The following is a 19,517-nucleotide window of genomic DNA, read 5'->3' on the forward strand; positions in this document are numbered from 1 at the left end:
TTTCATGAAAGTTGCAGTTTTATTTTCTGGTGGAAAAGACAGTACAATGGCATTATATAATGCTATTGAAGCGAAAGAAGATGTTAAATATCTTCTTTCCATGAAATCTAGAAATGATGAATCATATATGTTCCATGTTCCTAATATTCATATAACTGATTTGCTTTCAGAAGCCTTTGATATTCCGATAATGTCTGTTGAAACTGAGGGGATTAAAGAAGAAGAACTTAAAGATTTAAAGAATGCATTTGAAGATCTCAAAAATTTAGGTGTTGAAGCTATATATACAGGTGCACTTTACTCCCAATATCAAAAGTCAAGAATTGAAAAGTTGTGTGATGAAGTTGGTCTTGTTGCAGTTTCACCTTACTGGCATGTTGATGAATTGGAATACATGAGAAAAATAGTGTCTTTAGGTTTTAAAATCATAATCTGTGGAGTTGCAGCTTGGGGATTGGATGAGTCATGGCTTGGAAAAGTCATTGATGATGAAGCTATTGATGAATTAATAAAGATTCATGAAAAATACTATATTGATCTGGCTTTTGAAGGCGGTGAAGCCGAAACCTTAGCAATTGATGGTCCTATTTTTAAAAAAAGAATTAAAATCTTAAAAGATAAAAAAGAATGGTATCATGATAGTGGTGTTTATATTATCGAAGATGCAGTTTTAGAGGAAAAATGAGTTTATAACTCAATTTCGTCTAAAAATTTATTTATTTTAGCAGTATAACTTTCTAAATCTGATTCATTGATGATTATTTTGTCTGAAAGTGATATTACATCACCAATTCCAAAATCTAATTCCATTTGATCTCTTGCTTTAAATTCATTGTAATCAGTGGAATCATCTTCTCTCATTCTATTTTTTAACCTTTCAAATCTTAAAGTTGGATTTGCAAAAATTGATAAAATGATAAAATTGTCGAAGTTTTCTTTAAACATATTAACTTCATGTGGGCTTCTTATTCCTTCAACAATAATCTTGTTTTCAATTCCTTCTTCTTGAAGTTTCTTGATTTTTTTAATTGTTAGTTCAGAAACAATGTATTGTCCAAATTCTGCTCTTAAATTTTGAGCAGTATCTTTTGTACTTTCTCCTCTTTTTTTAGCTTCTTCACGTATGATGTCTCCCATACTTACAATCATCGCTCCTCTTTCAATTGCAATATCTGAAACTAAACTTTTTCCAGAACCAGGTAAACCGGATATTCCCATTACTTGCATTATTTTCACTCTTTTACTTTAATTTGTCCTAAGGATTCTTTTAAATTTTCTTCATTGTCAAATTCATTAACAAGTTCAACCAATACTTTTTTGTCTTGTGTTTTTAAATCATCAGCTATTTTTGTCATGAATGGTATTGCACGAACAATATTGTCCATAATAGAAACGTCAGACATTTTTGATGTTCTGGAAAGTGGATTTAAATCAATTGTAATAATATTTTTTCCACCTTTTTTCAATATTTCTGCCCTGTCACCATCTTCAAGAGGAATTAAAATTGTATCAGCGGTATAAATTCCGCTTTTACTTGCGCTTGCTCTATTATTTTCAATATCATTGATGTATTCGATATCATCATCAAGACCACCAAGTATATTCTTATATCCGTGATCTTTGTATAATTGTGTAATGATTTTGACTCTGCTGTCAGTTCTGTAGAATAAATTAATTTCAATTTTAGCATTAATAGCATTTGCAAACTCAATTATTTCATCAATAGCAAGTGCAGTTGCATTTCCATTAACAGAAATAACAGGATTTTTTGATAAAAGTAATGCTGCAACTGCAACATACATTGCTCTTTTTGCAGGGTATGTTGTCTTTTCACCAATTAAATAGTCAAAAGCTTCTCCTCTACCATGTGCAATTAATGCTGAATCTGCTAGATAACCTTCTTTTGATGCTTTAACCATTTTATCTCTTAAGAGTAATGATTCGTATCGAGGGTGTGATTTTGGTATCATATTTTAAATCTCCTTATTTTAAATCAATAGTCATTTGAGCTAAATATCCTAAAAATGTTGTAATTAATAATGTAATTGCTATCATTGAGAAAACGTGAAGAGGATAGTCTCCAATGATATATATTGTCTCTGGAATGAATGTAGAGAATATATAATCACAAATAATGTCTACTAAAACAAATATTACTCCAACTAAAAAACCTTCAACGATTTCATTAGTGTCAATAGCTCTAATATATAGTATTCCAAATAATCCAGTTACTAATATTGTAATAATAGGCACTACTATGTTGATATTGCGGACGTTTGCTGTAAAGAGTGGATTAAATATGGATGAAAGAACAAAGGTTAAAAACCATATTATTACTCCGAATGTTATTGCTAATTTGATTTTCATAGTAAAACCTTTTTATATAACTGGTTGTATTTTTGATTTAAAAATAATATAAATTTTTCTAAGTAGAAATAAAGTGATAATTGCTAGTTAAAAGTATATAAAAAATAAGTTTTTGGGATGGTTAAGTGGTTAAAAAAGGGATTAACCACTTAACAACTTGTCTTAACAAGCTTTTAGAGAAATGAATTTTTTTGAAATTTGGCTGTTTAATCTATCTCTCTGGCTACTTAGTAGCCAATTATATTATTTGAAATTGAACTTATATAAATCTTATTATATTTTATAAAAAATCAAGTTTACTTTATTAAAAAAATAAATAGTATGTTTTTAATATATTTTAAATGAATGAATGGTTATAGTGAACATGAAGAATATTTGAGAAATACATTATTGGGGATAGATAATTCATCAAATTCTAAGCAAAAGGAAAAGAAAATGTCCAGTAGTTATTTTAAAGATTTAAAAGAGAAATTATTAATGCAATATGAAAATAAATCGTTAAAGGATGTAATGGATTGTAAAATCTGTGAAACTTCATTTGGAGATGCATTAAAGATAACTACAAAGGAAAAGATTGATTTTAGTCTTACAGATAATGATTTTAAAAATCAGATTAATCATAATCTGAAATTACTTCCAAAAATTGGTCTTAAAACTGAAGAAAACCTTAAAAATAAAGGTTATCCAACAATTGAATCACTCAAAGGCCATGATAAATATGCAGATATTGCATCAAAATTTCTAAACAATCTTGAAGATATGTCTTTTCATGAAATCGTTGACTTGCTTGATGATAATAAGTACTCCAAAAAGTGTAGGGATAATCTACTTAAATGCATAAGCTTGACTGATGTTGAAAACTTTAAATTTATGGATATTGAAACCAAGGGACTTTCAAATGTTCCAATTATATTGATTGGTGTTGCTGAAATTAAAAATGATAAGATAATTGCATCACAATATTTTCTAAGGGATTATGTTGAAGAACCGAATATCATTGAAGCATATCTCAGTCATTTGGATGAGAATTCAGTTCATGTGACATTCAATGGAAAAAGTTTTGATGTTCCATTTATTAGGAATAGATGCATTTACAATAGAGTTGATCATAACTTGGATTTACCTCATTTGGATTTAATGTATTTTGCAAAGAATTTATGGAAAGATTCACTTCCAAACTGTCAACTTCAAACTATTGAACAAGAGATTTTTGGAATAACTCGTCAAGATGATGTTCCTGGACAGTATATTCCAGGATATTATGATACTTATTTATCAGAGAAGAATATAGGTCCTGTTGTACCTATTATAGAACACAACTGTCAAGATATTATTTCACTTGCAAGTTTTCTTGAGAAAATGTATGAGGATGTAAATTAACATGGGTTTATTTGATAGATTTAAAAAAAGCGATAAGAAAGAAAAAAAAGTAATTCCTGATAATCTAGAAATTGAAGAGGAAGAATTGCGTTTAAAAGAAATTGCCATTAATCATAAGGACAGACTTGAAAGGGCAAAAGCAGCAGATAAAATTTCAAATGAATTTGTTGCTTTGGATATGGCCAAAACAGTAAAAGATAGGGCTATAAGATTAATCGCAGCAAATAAGTTAAAAGATGAAGACTTATTAAGGGATGCTGCTGAAAATTCAGAATTTTTTGATGTTAGAAGTTTTGCATGGGAAAGACTTGGTGAAAACAATAAGTCAATTGCCGAAATTGTAATCAACACAAAGAAGAATTCAAATACTGATGAAATATTCAATAAGATTGTTGATGGTGAAACTCTTAAATGGATTGCAATCGATGCAATAGATAAAAGATATAGGACACGTGCTTTGGACAAAATTGATGATGCCGATGCATTATATGATTTAGTCTTCAAATCAAAAGACAATTCAATTAAAAAAGCAGCTATTCTAAAAGAATCCTTTGTAAGTGAAGACATACTTAAAAAAATTGCAATTGATGATAAGGATGAAGGAGTAAAAAAGGCAGCTATCAGTAAAATTAATAATGATGAATCCCTTGCAGAAATAGCGCAAAATGAGGAAAATGCAAAGGTCCGGTCATTAATATTTGATAAAATTGAAAATCAGGATATATTAAAAAACATTATTCTAAATTCCGATAAATCTGATGTTAAAACTGATTTGATTACACAGATAACTGATGAGGAACTGTTGGCTAAAATTGCACTTGAAGATAGTGATAAGATAGTTAGAAGTGAAGCAGTTAAAAAAATAACCAATGAAGAAACACTAATTAAAGTAATCAATACGGAACAGGATAGGTTTGTTCGCCAAATTGCAGTTAAAAACATTAATAATTCTCAAGAATTAATTAAAATTGCATTAAATGATGAAGATCAATTTGTAAGAAATCATGTATTGTCAAATCCTGCATTAGTTGATGAAAAAGATTTCAAATATTTGGCTATTAATTCAACACATGAAGATGTTGCATCAGAAGCATTGAACCATATTTCTGATGAAAATGATTTTATTGATATCCTGAAAAATGCTAAACTTGTTTCAATTAGAAAAGCCACTCTGGATAATATTGATGATTTGGAAACATTAATTAGGATTGTCCTTGCAAATGAAGATGAAGAGTTCTCTCTTAAGGCTTTAAATAAAATTAAAGTTGAAAAATGCCTAATGAAAATTTATGAACAGGATATTTCAGAAAATATATCCGTCAGGGCGATTTCATTAATCAGAAATCAAAAATATTTGGGCGAAGTTGTTAGAAACGATTCATCATGGAGAGTCCGTGAAGCAGCTGCTAAAAAAGTAGTAAGCAGAACAATCTTAAAAGAGGTTTCTGCTAATGATGAAAATGAATATGTAAGAAATGTCGCTCAAAAGAAATTGAAATTATAAATAATATTCAACTTCTTTTCTTGCACTGTTTGCACTTTCAAAAGCAGGTTTTTTAGCTTCAAATGCTTCTCCGGTAAAACTTCTTGCATCTTCTTGACAGATATGAATACATGCTGTGCATCTTGTACATGCGTCAAGGTCAACATCTGCAGGATCATCATCAGGAACTGCTTTTTCAGGACAAATGGTTACACAATCATAACAGAAAACACATTTGTTAACATCACAGCTTACAATGAATGGAAGTTGTTTGTAATCAACATATGGTCTATTTCCCGGAAGTTCAGATTTTAAAGATTCTCCAGATTCTATTTTTTCCATGCATTTTTGTGCAAATTCATTTATTTTTTCAATATCATTATTGTCAGGTCTTCCAACAGCTACACCATCAAAAATGGAATGGTGGCTAACTGTTGAAGCAGCAGCAATAACATCAAAGTTATTTTCTCTTAAAACATCAACCAATTCAAGCAGTGCATCGGTTACATGAGCATTTCCATAGTTTACAACAGCTATTGCTTTTGTATTATCACCAGTTATTTTGGACAATCTGTTTCTAGCAGTTTTAGGAATTCTTCCTGCAAAAACAGGCATTGCAACAATAACAATATCCTCTTGAGTAAACTCCTTTGCATCATTAAAGTGCAATATGTCACAAATTTCCTTTTCAAATTTAAAATTGTCTGCAATTTTGTCTGCTACTTTTTTTGTTGTTCCTGAAGGGCTGAAAAATATTCTTGTTATTTTCTTCATGATATCACCTAAGTTATTAATTAATATGAATATCATTATTTAAAAGTTTATCAAATAGTAAATAGAAATTAATTAATATTATTAAATTATAAATTTATTTGGTGATACGATGGAATTAATGAGAGAATTATCTTTAACACCAGGTGTATCTGGTTCAGAAGAAAAAATCGCTGAAATTATCACACGCGAATTAAAGGATGTAGCTGATAAAATTGAAACTGACAGTATGGGAAACATTATTGCAACCAAAAAAGGTGAAAAAAAGGCTCCTACTGTAATGCTTGCATCTCACATGGATGAAATTGGATTAATGGTAAGATACATTGATGATAATGGTTTTATTAAATTCTCAAACATCGGTGGAATTAACGATCAAATGTTAATGAACCAAACTGTAACTGTTCACTCTTCAGTTGGAGAACCTGTTGTAGGTGTTATCGGTTCAAAACCACCTCACGTAACAACTGCTGAAGAAAGAAACAAAGTTGTTAAAGCTACTGATATGTTTATTGATATTGGTGCAAAAGACAAAGAAGAAGCAGAAAAAATGGTTAGAATTGGAGACAAAATGACATTTAACTCATTATTTGTTGAATATCCTAATAAATTAATCATGGGTAAAGCATTAGACAATCGTGTAGGTTGCTATGTAATGATGGAAGTTTTAAAAAGAGTAAATACAAGAGCTACCGTTTATGGTGTAGGTACTGTTCAAGAAGAAGTAGGTCTTAAAGGAGCTAAAACTTCTGCATTCAAATTAAATCCAGACCTTGCTATTGCACTTGACGTTACATTATCTGGTGACCACCCTGGAATCAAACCAGAAGAAGCACCTGTAGTAATGGGTAAAGGTCCAGCTATTATTTTAGCAGATGCAAGTGGAAGAGGTATTTTAACCCAACAATCAGTTAAAGATTTGCTTATTAATGCTGGAGATGAAAATGAGATTCCTTACCAATTAGAAGTAAGTGATGGTGGAACCACTGACGGTACTGCAATTCACTTAACTCGTGAAGGAATTCCAACTGGTGTTTTATCTGTTCCTACTCGTTATATACACACTCCTGTAAGTGTATGTAGTATGGAAGATGTTGAAGCAACTATTCAGTTGATTACTGAAGCTATAAACAATTTATAGCTCTATTTTTTCTTTTTTTTAATTTAATTTTTTCATTTTTTAACATCAATTTTATATTAAAATAATTTAAATAGTGGTGATGGATTTGATGTTATTTTTGTATGGTTTATTGAATAATGAATGCTTTAATAAAAATAGAATTATTAATCAAATATTTTTTTTTAAATGATAGTTGTTGATGTAGATTTATTTGAATCTATCATCTGATTTTTGTGATTTTGCTTTTTTGTGGTTGTTTTCAAACCATCCTATTTTCAATTCATCAATGGTGTCTTCATATAACTGTGGAACATAAGGTTTAATGTCTAATAATGGTGTTCCGTCAAGGATATCAACATTTTCAACATGTACGATGTTTCCCTCAACTTTATTTACTTTTACAACACTCATTCCGATACGATTAGGTCTTTTTGGGGACCTTGTTGCAAATACTCCATGGGTTTTTTTATCCATGAATGGTTTTACTTCAAGTTTGTAGCCTTCAACTTTATGAAGTAAATATATTAAGTGAATGTGGGAGAAATCTTCAAGATCTTTTAGTCCATCTAAGAATTTTTCTTTAATTTCTATTGTTCCTTTTATTCCTTTTGCTCCAGTTGGTTGAATTGGCATGCCTTCAATTTCTGTAAATTCAGTGTGTATGGTACCAATTGACTCTAATTCGATATTCATAGTTATTATATTCAACTTCATATTTTAAAACACTTTCTTTTTAACTATTATGATATATAACAATTGTTTCATCGTTTTTCGATATGAACTATTTTCGGTAATCGATTAAAATAATGCGTATTGTTCGTAAAAACGAAACATTTATATGCAATTCGATATAACATACTATTGTCGATATGAAATTTGAAAGTGATATTTCAATTCGAGTATAAATTTACAAATTATTTAAAGGAGACTTATATTATGCAATTAAGCGCAAGAAATCAATTAAATGGAAAAGTAACTGGAGTAGACTTAGGTGCTGTAATGGCTAACATTAAAATCGAAGTAAGTGAACCTAACACTATTGCTGCTGTAATCACTAAAGAATCTGCAGAAAAATTAGGTTTAGCTGAAGGCGATGATGTTACTGCTATCATCAAATCTACTGAAGTTATTATCGGAAAATAAGTATGGATCTTGTGGGATTAATATCCCATAAATCCTAATAATATAATAACTATAAAAATAACCACTCCTGCTTTTAATAATGTTTTTAAGTTTTTAATTATTGCATAAATTATTAAAAACAAGAGAATTAATCTTAAAATAAAAAATAGGGAGAACAAGTTTATCCTCCTGCGAGAATAACTTTTGTTCCTTCATCAGAAATTTCTTCTTTTTTAAATTCAACATCAAATTTCACGGATTCAATTACTTCTTTTAAAGCTTGATAACTTTCATCTCTGTGATAACCTAAAACAGCAACTAGGAATAATAAATCTCCAGTGTAGAATTCACCAATGTAGTGAACAACTGAGATTTCAGCAACATTGTATTTGATTTTAGCGTTTTCAACGATTTTTTCAATTTCAGCTTTTGTTTCATCTTTATCTGGAGTAGTTAAGATTAACTTCTGTAAGTTCATGTTTTCTTCTTTACCTCTTACAAATCCTTCAAAAGTAAAAAGAGCTCCACAGTAATCGACTTTTGAACTTTTTTTCAATTCTTCAATTAAATCAGCTGTGGTGACTTTGTCTTCTTTAGATTCGATAACTCTTACAACCATTTTTTCATCTCCTTTGTAATATTTTTTATAATTTATTATTATATTTTCATTATTTATAACTATTGTTATATTCGCTAATCTCTTTTAAAGATAAATTTTGTATTCTTTCAACACCATTAATTTCATTAATAAGATTTACAGTGGCTTTTGGGACTAGTTCTTCCCAATTTTCATTTTTAATCATCCTACGTCTCACTTCTGTTCCAGATAATTGCAATCTGTCATAAAGTGGAGGCTGTTTGACATCATATCCCTCTTCTGAGAAGAGTTGTTTGACCAGATGGTTTCCAGAGTAAACCTTTGTAAATGCTGGAGTTAACATTTTAACATGAGAAACCCATAGGGCATTAAAATTAATGTCCTGCATTGGTATGATGTAGTATCTTGTTGGATCAACACCCCTTTCAGCTAGTGCCTGACTAACCATAACGATACGTTCACCAGCAGTAAAAGGGTTTTTTATGCTATGACTTAATTGTGCACTGCCTATACCAATTATAATTTCATCTACTTCTTCTAAAATTTTATCAATTATCTGCATGTGTCCATTATGAACTGGTTGCATCCTTCCAATTAAAATTCCACGAACTTTCTTCATTATAATCACTTAAGGTTCTAAACTGTCTAAACTTTTAATTAAATTATCTGCAGTTTTTTGTTTTTCCATTAAAGCATCAGTAATAGAAGTTTCCATGAGTAATGTATTGATTCCTTTACTTGCTATTGGTTTTGTAACTTTTTCAGGACTTGTTCCTTCATCGAATTGATAATCTACCAGATTTACATCATTTGTTATGTTTGATATGTAAGAATCAATTTTATCTGTTCTGTTTGATAGGCTGAATATGAAATTTGAATATTCATAGTCAGGATTTATTTCATGAACATCAAGTACAATAAACGGATTGTCTTTAATAATGTTTGGAACAATGAATTTATTTGCTAACTCTTCACCTGCAGGTCTTGTATCTTCACGGGAAGTGATGTTGTCTTTTGTTTTTACATAATAAATTACGTATTTTTTAGTAAGATTATGAGTACCATTTTCTGATGTGATATTATATATTGTATTATTCACGGCCTCATGAATCTCATGTTCCCTTGGGTGAACTCCTAAAATAATTCCAACAGTCTCATTAGAAGACATGTTACCTGCTTCAATTTTATAAACAGTACCATTAGCATTCTGTCCTACAGTTGTAATATTATAGTCATTGTCTGGGGTGCTCATCATTGAACTAAAGATAATGGCTAAGTTAAATACTACAATTGCAACTAGAACAATAAGTAATATTTGGTATTGCATTTTTTTATTCATAAGATAACCTTATTTTGTCTTTAATATATTAGATATCTAACTAAACTTATATTAAAGACTTTTTACTTATATCTAATTAATTAAATTAAGGAGTTTTCTTATGGAAAATAAAAATATAATTATTATTCTTGCAGCAATTGTCGTGATTATTGCAATTGTTGGTGTTTTATTTGCCACTGGATTTATTGGTGATGATAAAAATGTTGAAACTACTCCATTCAAAATGAACTTTATGGAAGGTAATTTTGTTGGAAATGTAAAACTTGTGGATGATAAAGAGAAGTTTATGCATTCTTATAAAGATAAAGAAAATAAGATTACTTATAATATTTCTACTGTTGATAATTCCTCAGCTTTGATGGAAATCTATGAACTTCAAGGAATAACCAATCCTGAAGAAAGATCATTCAATGGCAATGACTGGAATATCTATTTCACACAGGCAGTTCCAAGCACAAACTCAAGTGACAACTCTTCTGGCGGTGATGCAATGAATATTATCATTGGTGAATCACAGGGTAAAAAACAGGGTTATTTAATCTATATGATTATTGACGGTAAATCTAAAGTTAATGCTACTAATGGCATGTATGGTGAAGCATATACAGATTATTTCCAACCTTTACTTGAAAGTTTAACATTAAAAGAAAGTAAGAATGTTCCACACATTTATGATCAATTTGGACTTACAAAAGACCAATTTGATCAACAAATGGACCTTATCCATGAATATAAGGCAGGAAATACTTCTGCACTTGAAGGAGCTCAGTAAATATGAGAATTACAGTTTTTCACGCAGATGAATGTGATAGGAAGAAATGCACATCAATAAAAATGGAAAAAATGGGAAAATGCAAATTAGTTTATGATATAAACAAGATTCCTGGTGGTGCAGTAGTTTTAAATCCTTATGCGGAGAAAGCTGTATCATATGAAGACTACAGATTTGTTCAAAGAAGGGGTGTTGTAGGTTTGGACTGTTCTTGGAATGAGGTGTCCAAATCTAAAAAATTCTTTGCATTATCTAAGTATCATAGGTCACTTCCATTTTTGATAGCTACAAATCCTGTAAATTATGGAAAACCATGTATTCTATCAACTGTTGAAGCTATTGCTGCAACATTGTACATCACTCGCTTTAAAGACGAAGCACGTGAAATGATGGATGGTTTCAAATGGGGACATACTTTTTTGGAACTTAATCATGATTTGCTTGAAGCATATAGTGAAGTTGATACCAGTGCTGAAGTTGTCCGGGTTCAAAATGATTTCCTTGAAGATTCTCAAAAAGAGTCAGAGGACGGAGATTAATGACTTAATCTCTTTATTTATTATTTTTTCAAATAACATGAGGAATAATATTTTTTATAAGGGCATATTTTCCTTATTTTAGGTTAAAATAACTAAACATTTAAATACTATTAAGTTTAAATAATTAATTAATAGTTATGAATACTATAACAGTTTATTATTATTAATTTTCACGATTATAAGGAGGAGTTTTAATGGCAAGATTCGAAGAAGCAGAAAACAGAATGTTCAATGTAAAAATCTGCTTAAAATGTAATGCTCGTAACCCTGCTGGTGCTACAACTTGTAGAAAATGCGGTTACAAAGGTTTAAGATACAAAGCTAAAGAACCAAGAGGATAGGTTTATTCTCTTATCTTTAATTTATTTTTTTTAAAAAACTTATTTTTAACTAATTTTTATTTCCAAACAATTAATTTAATATATCATTTTTAATAAATCTTATTTTAGGTATTCTTATGAAAGATGTTGAAAATTATATTAGAGATATATTAAAAAGTAGAAAAATACACTTTACTTTAATTGACCCTGATGAACAGACACCTGAAGAAGCTTTGGAAATAGCTACTCAGGCTATTGAAGGTGGAACTGATGGTATTATGATTGGAGGATCCACTGTTAATGGTGATGATGTAGATAATACTTGTAAAATATTATCTGAAAATATTGCTGTTCCAATTATTATTTTCCCTGGTAATACTAGTAGTGTAAGTAAATATGCTGATGCTATTTTTTACATGAGTTATGTTAACTCAAGAAATCCTTATTGGATCAACGGTGCTCAAGCTTTAGCAGCACCAGCAGTGAAAGCATCTGGAATGGAAATCTTATCTATGCATTATATGGTTGTTTCTCCTGGAGGAACCGTTGGTTGGGTTGGAGATGCAAACTTAGTGCCTAGAAACAAACCTAAAATTCCTGCAGCTTATGCAATGTCTGCAGAATTATTTGGAATTAAATTTTTCTATCTTGAAGCAGGTTCCGGTGCTGAAGAGCCAATTCCTGCGAAAATGATTGGTTATTCTAAAATGGCTGCACCAAGTAACATCCTTGTTGTCGGCGGAGGTATCCGTGACGGTAAAACTGCTTACATGGCTGCAAAAGCAGGTGGAGACATCATTGTAACTGGTACTGTTGTAGAAGAAGTTGATGATGTAAAAGCTAAAATTCAAGAATTAACCGGAGCTATTTTAAAAGCTTCAATGGAGTAGTTTTCAACTTTCTCTTACCATACTTTTTTTATTTATTATTAACATAATAATTATTAGTGATATTATGTTAAATTCATTATATGAAAAAGCCATTGCTAAAAGAGGATTTATTCATGATATTGATTCACAAAATGATGTTGAATCTCAATTAGAATATAAATGGTTTAATAGAGATATTCATGAAAGTAATAGTGATTTTTCTATTGCTGCAGGGGATGGAAGTTTCAATAAGAAGAAATTTCTAACAACTAATTTTTGTGCAGTAGGTGCAGAATCGATAATTTACGATGGTAAAATTAAAAAAATTGATGATTCAGATATTTTTGATATTTCACATGTATCTTTTTTGGATGAATTGCTAAGTAATTACATGGCTATTTATGAACTTAAGTGTGCACTTAGAACAATCAAAGAGTATAATGTTGATTATTATATGATTGATGGGTCTATTTTGGGAGATTTGCAGAATGCATTTCCAAGAGGTGCTAAATTACCGTCCAAACTTAAAAATAATATGGATGATACTTTACTTAATGAATTTGAGAGAAGATTAAACATAAGAAAATATGGATTGATATTTCCAGAGATTAGGGATTCATTAAATCTTGTGGAATTACCTAAAAATGAAAATTCAAATAAAATTGAGGAGTATAATCTTCATCTTGCATCTATTGAAAAACTGATTCTTTTAAAGGAAATATTACAATTTAGAAAAAGAATTATTTCAATTTCAAAAACCTCTTCTGATAATGAGTTGTTTAATTGGAATATTCCAGATATTGCATTTCTGGATAAATTTACAAAAAAACAGGGAATGTCTTTGATAAAATACAAAACTGTTCATGAAAACGCAGCATTTCCATATTTCAATGATTTTTTCAAAAGCATAACTTTTACAATTTTCTACATTCGTCTGCAGGATAATCGAAATGTATTGAAAGTTGAATTGCCTTATAAAGCATCAAAAGAGGAAGTATTTGAATTAATTAAAAAAATTAACAAACTAGCAGTTCAAGGTTATCCGTACCTGCTTAATAAAGCACATAATGATGTTGTAATTACAGATAATAATATTAAACAATTATTGAAAATAGCTAAAATTTATGAAACAACCAATAGGGAAGTGATGTCATGGTAGTTGGAATTTGTATTGGTGAAACTTCACTTACAGAAGTAACATTTATTTCAGATGAAATGCCTAAAGTTGGCGAATATGTTACAATAGAATATGATGGAAAAAAAGTTTTAGGAATGATTGAAAACTTAATTAGGGGAAATGATTCTTTAAATGTAGATATAAATGATTTTAAGGCAATTCAAAAGATTTCAAGAATTGGTGGTGAAGATAACTACATCAAAGGTAAAGTGAAAATTCTTGGAGATGTCAATGACAATTTAAAATTACCTAGAACTCCTGTTCTTCCGGGAACAGAAATTCAATTGGCTGATGAGGAAATTTTAGATGAAATATTCAATGTAAAAAACCCTATTAAGTTAGGTTGTCTTGTAAATCAAAGTGATGTTGATGTTAATGTTGAAGCAAATCCAATTTTGTCAAGACATTTGGCTATTCTTGCAATGACTGGTGCGGGTAAATCAAATACTGTATCTGTTTTAATAGATCAATTATTGGATTACAATGTTCCTATTTTCGTTTTTGATATGCATGGAGAATATAAAGATGCGGAATTTCCAAATGGTGCTGTAAATGTGATAAGACCCAAAATCAATCCACATTATATGAATTTCTATGAAATCAAAAAATTGGTAAATATTGGTGGAAACAGTTTTATTCAGGAAAGACACTTTAGAAAAGCATTTAAAAGAGCTAAAAGGGATATAACTGATGGTGTTGCACAAACTAATAATTTCTTACAAATAATGTATGATATTTTAGAGAAGGATTCTCTAGTTGAAGGTTCTGATAAACAAATTATTGATGTAATGAATAAGATTGATGATGCAATGGACAGATATTCCAAATTATTTGATAAAGACATAGGAAATATTTTATCCAATATCAAAAAAGGGCATGCTAATGTATTGGATTTAAGTCAGGTTGATGAATCTGTTGCAAGTGTTTTGGTAAGTCATATATTAAGAAATGCACTTCAAAGAAGCAAGGATGCTGCACATAGTGGTAATAAAAAAGATTTACTTGACAATTCAGTATTCTTCATTTTAGAAGAAGCACATATTCTTGCTCCAAATAAAAGGGATTCTGAATCTAAGAGATGGATTCAAAGAGTTGCAAGAGAGGGCCGTAAATTTGGTTTGGGTTTATGTTTGGTGAGCCAATCTCCAAAAACAGTTGATCATGATGCATTATCTCAAATGAATAATATGATTATCTTAAGACTTGTTGAACCTGAAGATCAAAGACATGTTCAATCAGCTAGTGAGAGTTTATCTCAGGATTTGATTAATCAACTTCCATCATTAAACGTTGGAGAAGCTATTGTTTTGGGTTTAATGAGTAAAGTGCCAACTCTTGTTAAAATTGATATGTTTAAAGGTCGCCGCCATGGTGATGACATGGATATTGTTTCTTATTTCAAGGACTCTTTAAAACGTGAAGAAGAAGAGATCAAACGTGCTGAAAAAGAAACATTGGATATGGGATATGATTATTAATTCCATATTTTTTTCTTATTTTTCTTAATTTTCAATATACTATTTTTAATACATTTTTTATTTCTTTTCAAATGCTCTCTTTAAAAACTATTAAATATGGAAAGTCATAAATTATTATTCACTTAAATGCTTTACAAAGTGTTTAAATTGGTTATATACAAAAATTTTAAAAGGTAATATAATGAAATTTGCACATTTAGCAGATACTCATTTAGGTTATCGTCAATTTGGTCTAATTGAACGTGAAAAAGACTTTTATGAAGTATTTGAAAAGGTTATAGACAAAATAATTGAAGAAAAAGTGGATTTTGTAATCCATAGCGGTGATTTATTTGAAACCGCAAGACCATCTCCTAATGCACTCTTAGCATTCCAAAAAGGTTTACTTAAATTGAAAGGTGCAGGAATTCCAATGTATGCAATTGCAGGAAATCATGATTCTGTAATGCGCCAAGGAGCTATTCCTCCACAAGTTATATTCAAAAAATTGGGTTTAAAAGTAATTAGTCCAATTAATACTGATTATATGCATGGAGATATTTTTATTGGGGGTTTACCATACTATCCATCATCACAAAATAAAACTTTAAAATCTAAATTGGCTGAATTGTCTAAAAAGGCAGCAAATCATGAAAAATCAATTCTTGTATTACATCAAGGTATTGATAAATATTTGGGATATCAATATGAATTGGAACTTGGTGATATTCCAGATAATTTTACTTATTATGCTTTTGGCCATATTCATAAGTATATTAATGAATCATTCGGTAATGGAAGATTAGTTTATCCTGGATCTGGTGAAATATGGAAAACTGATGAAGTGGATGATTATAAAAGAAATGGGAAAGGTTTTGTTGTTGTTGATTTCGATGGCCCAAAACCTATTGTTAAAAGGGTTAAAATTGATGTTCCTCGTGAATTCATTAACAGATCACTTGATTATGAAAACTTAGAAAGTGGTATTGCCGGTATTAAGGAAACTATTAAGGATTTTGATAAACAACCTATTTTGAATTTAACAATTAGGGATGTTGAATCTGATACTAGTGCTGTTTATGATGTTATCAATGAAGATTTAGGGGATTTATCTTTAATGATTAGGCCAAAATTCAATGTTAAAGATGATGAAGTCATTGATGAAGAGGAAATTAAAAAGAATGGTTTAGGTGCCAAAGAGATATTGGTGGAACAATTAAAGAAATATAATGATGATAATGTGACCCAATTGGCCATTGATTTGTATGATTATTTATCAAAAGATAAACTTGAAGAGTCACAAGAATTAATCGAACAATTCTACAATGATTTTTATAATTCCACTAAAGATGAAGTTGAATTGCAAGCAGAAGAAGAAACTGAAGTTGAAACACCTCAAGAAAAATCAGAGGATGTTCAAGTAACATTTAATGAGGTTTTAAAATGATTTTTACAAAATTAAGATTAAGAAATTTCAAATCTCATGAAGATACTATAATTAAATTTGATAAGGGTATTAGTGTTATTGTAGGTGAAAATGGAGCTGGAAAATCAACAATTTTGGAAGGTATTAGTTTTGCTCTATTTAAACAACACACTGCTAAAAAAATTGATGATTTAGTTAGAAATAATGCACAAACCATGTTTGTTGAATTAAAATTCATTTCTAATGGGAAAAAATATAAAATTGTTCGTGAGAAAAAATCAAATTTAAAATCAGTGTTATATAAGAAAACTTCACTAGATGGTGAATATGTTCATGTTTGCAGTGGAGATAAAGAAGTATCAAATGAAATCCATCAAATTTTGGGCATTGATTCTGATTTGTTCTTAAATGCGATTTATATCAGACAAGGGGAAATAGCTGAATTAGTTGATAAAACTCCTGCTGAGAAAAAACAGTTAATTGCTAAATTGTTAGGTATTGATTCCTTGGAAAAATCCTGGAAACATTTATTGCCATTTATCAATGATTATGAAAATCAACTATCTGAACTCAAGGGTAAACTTTACAATTCAAAGGAATTGGCAGAGGACTTGACTAAAAAAAGAGATGAATTGAATTCATTAAAGCAAAGAGGACTTGAACTTGAGGAAAACATTAAAGAGGTTAGTGATTTACTTCAAGAAATCTCTGAAAGTAAAAGGGACATGGAAAGAGAAAAAGAGATTTATGAAACTCAAGTGAATAACCTTGAAAATGAAGAAAAGACATTATCTAAATTGGAACAGGATAAACATTTGATTCAAAATAATTTGGACAATATAAGGGAATCTGAAGAGAAGATTTCCAGATTGGAAAAATATGTTTCAAAATTAGATGTTTATCTTGACTTTGAGAAATCTGTTCTTAGTATTCAAAATTTAAAACAAAAAGAACAGGAAATTGATGATAAACTCGAATCTATTGCTCAACAAAAACAAATTGTTGTTGATAATAAAGAGAATTATAATAAATATTTAGCATCAGAAGAGGAGATTAACAAATATAATAATCAAAAGATTAATTTTGAAAAAGAGTTAGCTACAATGGCTAAACTTGAAAATGATAAGAAAGATCTTTTAAAAGAAGTTCAAAACGAACGTAATGAAGTTAATCAATTCTTTGCAAAAGCTAAAGATAAATTAGATGATTATGGATTGGACCAAGATAATTTGGCTAAAATTGATAATATTGAAGGTATTGAGGATGCTACAAATAACTTCTTGAATGAAATATCTGAAAAGATTAAAAGTTTATCTGAAGATATCATTGCTAAAAATGAAGAGATTGTCGTATTTAAGCAGAATATTAAATCAAGTCAAAAACCTTTAGATGATTTGGAAGATGCAGATAGTAAATGTCCTGTTTGTCAAGCAGATATTGATGATAATAAAAAATCAGAATTAATTAATCAGTATACTGATAGTATTGAAGAGAATACTAAATTGATTTCTGAAAATGAGGAAAGTGTTCGTTTACTTAATAAAAATAAATTAAGTTTCCAAGATAAATCCGATAAATTATTAGAGTTATCTAAACAAATTATAGAGTATAAACATAAATTTACTCATTTGCAAAATCAAATTGTCAAATTAAACAAACTTGATGATGAACTTGTATCTAAAGACTTTATCAGTGGTAAATTAGGCGAATTGATTCTTATCATTGCCAATAAGAAAGAAGATCGCGAATCTTATAAAGAGTCTTATGATGCATATAATCAAGCTAAAGGTGCATTGGATGTTTTAGGTGATGAAACTGAAGCTCAATATAAATTAAAACAAGTTAGAAATGAAATTGATAATCATGTAACTAATATTAAACTCGCAATTGAGCAAGATCCTCATTTAAGTGGGGATATCACTGCTGCTGAGCTTCAAAATCGTATTGCTGATTTAAAACATAAAAATGAGGAATATAATCAACTTAAAGGTTTTGTCCAAAATAAATCTTCTTATTTAACACAACTTGATTCAGTAAAAGAAGATATTGGTATGTCCATTAATCAAATTGACATTATTAAAAATAAAATCCAAGCTTCTGCATATGATGCTGATAAATATGAACAAATTATTTATCATTCTGACATATATGAAAGAAGATTTAATACTTTTAATAATGAACTTTCAGATATTAAGGGACAAGCACGTCAGTCAATTACTCAAGTTAAGGATTTAACTAGTAAATTGGAAACTGTTAAAGTATTCCAGAAACAATATGATGATATTTCAGATTATATTAACTTATTGAATCATTTCAGAAGTTTATACAGTAAAAATGGTATTCAAAAAGATTTAAGAAATATTTCAAGGCCATTAATCCAAAAATATACTAAAGAGTTCTTCAATGAATTTAACTTTAATTATTCTGATTTAACTCTTGATGACGAGTATGATGTGACTGTTTATGGTCCTGAAGGTGAATCTTCAATGAGTATGGTTAGTGGCGGTGAAAAAATCGCTATTGCATTAGCTTTAAGACTTGGTATTACACAGGCAATGGCTAATGGTGAATTAGATACTATTTTACTCGATGAACCTACAATTCATTTGGATTCATCCAGAAGACATGAGTTGATTAATTTATTAAAAGAAATGTCTGTATTGCCACAAATGATAATTGTAACTCACGAACCTCAACTTGAAAATGCTGCAGATAATTTAATTAAAGTAGAAAAAGTAAATGGAATTTCAAAAGTAATAATGTAATCACATTATTAT

General features: G+C 29.4%; 21 protein-coding genes. 13 read left to right on the top strand and 8 right to left on the bottom strand.

Going from position 1 to position 19,517, the window contains the following annotated elements:
• The first annotated feature begins 4 nt into the window (after window positions 1-4).
• A complete protein-coding gene (locus MR875_00380) occupies window positions 5-685 on the top strand; it encodes a TIGR00289 family protein (protein MCI6993310.1) in 681 nt (226 codons plus the stop codon).
• Window positions 686-687: 2 nt separating this feature from the next.
• Here the strand turns inward: MR875_00380 and MR875_00385 are convergent, their stop codons facing one another.
• From MR875_00385 to MR875_00395, 3 genes are read right to left on the bottom strand one after another with little or no spacing between them, the layout of a single operon-like run.
• Complete coding sequence (locus tag MR875_00385) at window positions 688-1,227, bottom strand: nucleoside monophosphate kinase (GenBank protein ID MCI6993311.1); 540 nt, start codon at window positions 1,225-1,227, stop codon at window positions 688-690.
• Window positions 1,228-1,232: 5 nt separating this feature from the next.
• Window positions 1,233-1,970: a phosphopantothenate/pantothenate synthetase gene (locus MR875_00390; protein MCI6993312.1), complete on the bottom strand. Its 738-nt coding sequence runs from the start codon at window positions 1,968-1,970 to the stop codon at window positions 1,233-1,235.
• Between the two features lie 13 nt (window positions 1,971-1,983).
• The gene (locus MR875_00395; protein ID MCI6993313.1) at window positions 1,984-2,367 is read right to left on the bottom strand and encodes a hypothetical protein; all 384 of its coding nucleotides are present in this window, start codon (window positions 2,365-2,367) and stop codon (window positions 1,984-1,986) included.
• Window positions 2,368-2,712: 345 nt separating this feature from the next.
• Between MR875_00395 and MR875_00400 the strand changes: the two genes are divergently transcribed.
• Together MR875_00400 and MR875_00405 are read left to right on the top strand one after the other, a co-directional pair.
• Window positions 2,713-3,747: a ribonuclease H-like domain-containing protein gene (locus MR875_00400; GenBank protein ID MCI6993314.1), complete on the top strand. Its 1,035-nt coding sequence runs from the start codon at window positions 2,713-2,715 to the stop codon at window positions 3,745-3,747.
• A 1-nt stretch (window position 3,748) separates the two neighbouring features.
• Window positions 3,749-5,251 (top strand): flagellar protein, encoded by a 1,503-nt coding sequence (locus tag MR875_00405; GenBank protein ID MCI6993315.1) that lies wholly within the window; start codon window positions 3,749-3,751, stop codon window positions 5,249-5,251.
• On the opposite strand, the gene MR875_00410 is transcribed toward MR875_00405, so the two are convergent.
• Window positions 5,246-6,004 (bottom strand): ferredoxin, encoded by a 759-nt coding sequence (locus tag MR875_00410; protein MCI6993316.1) that lies wholly within the window; start codon window positions 6,002-6,004, stop codon window positions 5,246-5,248. The genes MR875_00405 and MR875_00410 overlap by 6 nt on opposite strands.
• Before the next feature lie 109 nt (window positions 6,005-6,113).
• Here MR875_00410 and MR875_00415 point away from each other — a divergent pair, with 109 nt between their 5' ends.
• Entirely contained in the window at window positions 6,114-7,142 is a 1,029-nt protein-coding gene (locus MR875_00415) for a M42 family metallopeptidase (protein MCI6993317.1), read from the top strand.
• A 186-nt stretch (window positions 7,143-7,328) separates the two neighbouring features.
• On the opposite strand, the gene tsaA is transcribed toward MR875_00415, so the two are convergent.
• Window positions 7,329-7,814, bottom strand: coding sequence for a tRNA (N6-threonylcarbamoyladenosine(37)-N6)-methyltransferase TrmO (gene tsaA, locus MR875_00420; protein ID MCI6993318.1), 486 nt, complete (start codon window positions 7,812-7,814; stop codon window positions 7,329-7,331).
• Window positions 7,815-8,057: 243 nt separating this feature from the next.
• On the opposite strand from tsaA, the gene MR875_00425 reads away from it, so the two are divergent.
• The gene (locus MR875_00425) at window positions 8,058-8,264 is read left to right on the top strand and encodes a TOBE domain-containing protein (protein ID MCI6993319.1); all 207 of its coding nucleotides are present in this window, start codon (window positions 8,058-8,060) and stop codon (window positions 8,262-8,264) included.
• A 160-nt stretch (window positions 8,265-8,424) separates the two neighbouring features.
• Here MR875_00425 and MR875_00430 read toward each other — a convergent pair whose 3' ends face one another.
• Genes MR875_00430 through MR875_00440 form a run of 3 tightly spaced genes read right to left on the bottom strand, consistent with a single transcriptional unit; the run spans window position 8,425 to window position 10,180 of the window.
• Window positions 8,425-8,862 (bottom strand): molybdenum cofactor biosynthesis protein MoaE, encoded by a 438-nt coding sequence (locus MR875_00430; GenBank protein MCI6993320.1) that lies wholly within the window; start codon window positions 8,860-8,862, stop codon window positions 8,425-8,427.
• 49 nt (window positions 8,863-8,911) lie between these two features.
• Window positions 8,912-9,460, bottom strand: a complete 549-nt coding sequence (locus MR875_00435; GenBank protein MCI6993321.1) for a nicotinamide-nucleotide adenylyltransferase — start codon at window positions 9,458-9,460, stop codon at window positions 8,912-8,914.
• A 9-nt stretch (window positions 9,461-9,469) separates the two neighbouring features.
• The gene (locus MR875_00440; protein ID MCI6993322.1) at window positions 9,470-10,180 is read right to left on the bottom strand and encodes a hypothetical protein; all 711 of its coding nucleotides are present in this window, start codon (window positions 10,178-10,180) and stop codon (window positions 9,470-9,472) included.
• A gap of 100 nt (window positions 10,181-10,280) precedes the next feature.
• Here MR875_00440 and MR875_00445 point away from each other — a divergent pair, with 100 nt between their 5' ends.
• From MR875_00445 to MR875_00480, 8 genes are all read left to right on the top strand, one after another.
• Entirely contained in the window at window positions 10,281-10,952 is a 672-nt protein-coding gene (locus MR875_00445; GenBank protein MCI6993323.1) for a hypothetical protein, read from the top strand.
• A 2-nt stretch (window positions 10,953-10,954) separates the two neighbouring features.
• The gene (locus tag MR875_00450) at window positions 10,955-11,491 is read left to right on the top strand and encodes a DUF367 family protein (GenBank protein ID MCI6993324.1); all 537 of its coding nucleotides are present in this window, start codon (window positions 10,955-10,957) and stop codon (window positions 11,489-11,491) included.
• Between the two features lie 194 nt (window positions 11,492-11,685).
• Window positions 11,686-11,832 (top strand): 50S ribosomal protein L40e, encoded by a 147-nt coding sequence (locus MR875_00455; protein MCI6993325.1) that lies wholly within the window; start codon window positions 11,686-11,688, stop codon window positions 11,830-11,832.
• A 116-nt stretch (window positions 11,833-11,948) separates the two neighbouring features.
• Window positions 11,949-12,701: a geranylgeranylglyceryl/heptaprenylglyceryl phosphate synthase gene (locus MR875_00460; GenBank protein MCI6993326.1), complete on the top strand. Its 753-nt coding sequence runs from the start codon at window positions 11,949-11,951 to the stop codon at window positions 12,699-12,701.
• 64 nt (window positions 12,702-12,765) lie between these two features.
• Window positions 12,766-13,839, top strand: a complete 1,074-nt coding sequence (locus MR875_00465) for a DNA double-strand break repair nuclease NurA (protein ID MCI6993327.1) — start codon at window positions 12,766-12,768, stop codon at window positions 13,837-13,839.
• Entirely contained in the window at window positions 13,833-15,335 is a 1,503-nt protein-coding gene (locus tag MR875_00470; GenBank protein ID MCI6993328.1) for an ATP-binding protein, read from the top strand. The genes MR875_00465 and MR875_00470 overlap by 7 nt, the downstream gene beginning before the upstream one ends.
• Before the next feature lie 181 nt (window positions 15,336-15,516).
• Window positions 15,517-16,761 carry a DNA repair exonuclease gene (locus tag MR875_00475; GenBank protein MCI6993329.1) on the top strand — a complete coding sequence of 415 codons (1,245 nt, stop codon included), beginning with the start codon at window positions 15,517-15,519 and terminating at the stop codon, window positions 16,759-16,761.
• Window positions 16,758-19,505 carry an SMC family ATPase gene (locus tag MR875_00480; protein ID MCI6993330.1) on the top strand — a complete coding sequence of 916 codons (2,748 nt, stop codon included), beginning with the start codon at window positions 16,758-16,760 and terminating at the stop codon, window positions 19,503-19,505. The genes MR875_00475 and MR875_00480 overlap by 4 nt, the downstream gene beginning before the upstream one ends.
• Window positions 19,506-19,517: the final 12 nt, after the last annotated feature.

The organism is Methanobrevibacter sp., assembly GCA_022775905.1.
Classification (GTDB): Archaea; Methanobacteriota; Methanobacteria; order Methanobacteriales; family Methanobacteriaceae; genus Methanocatella.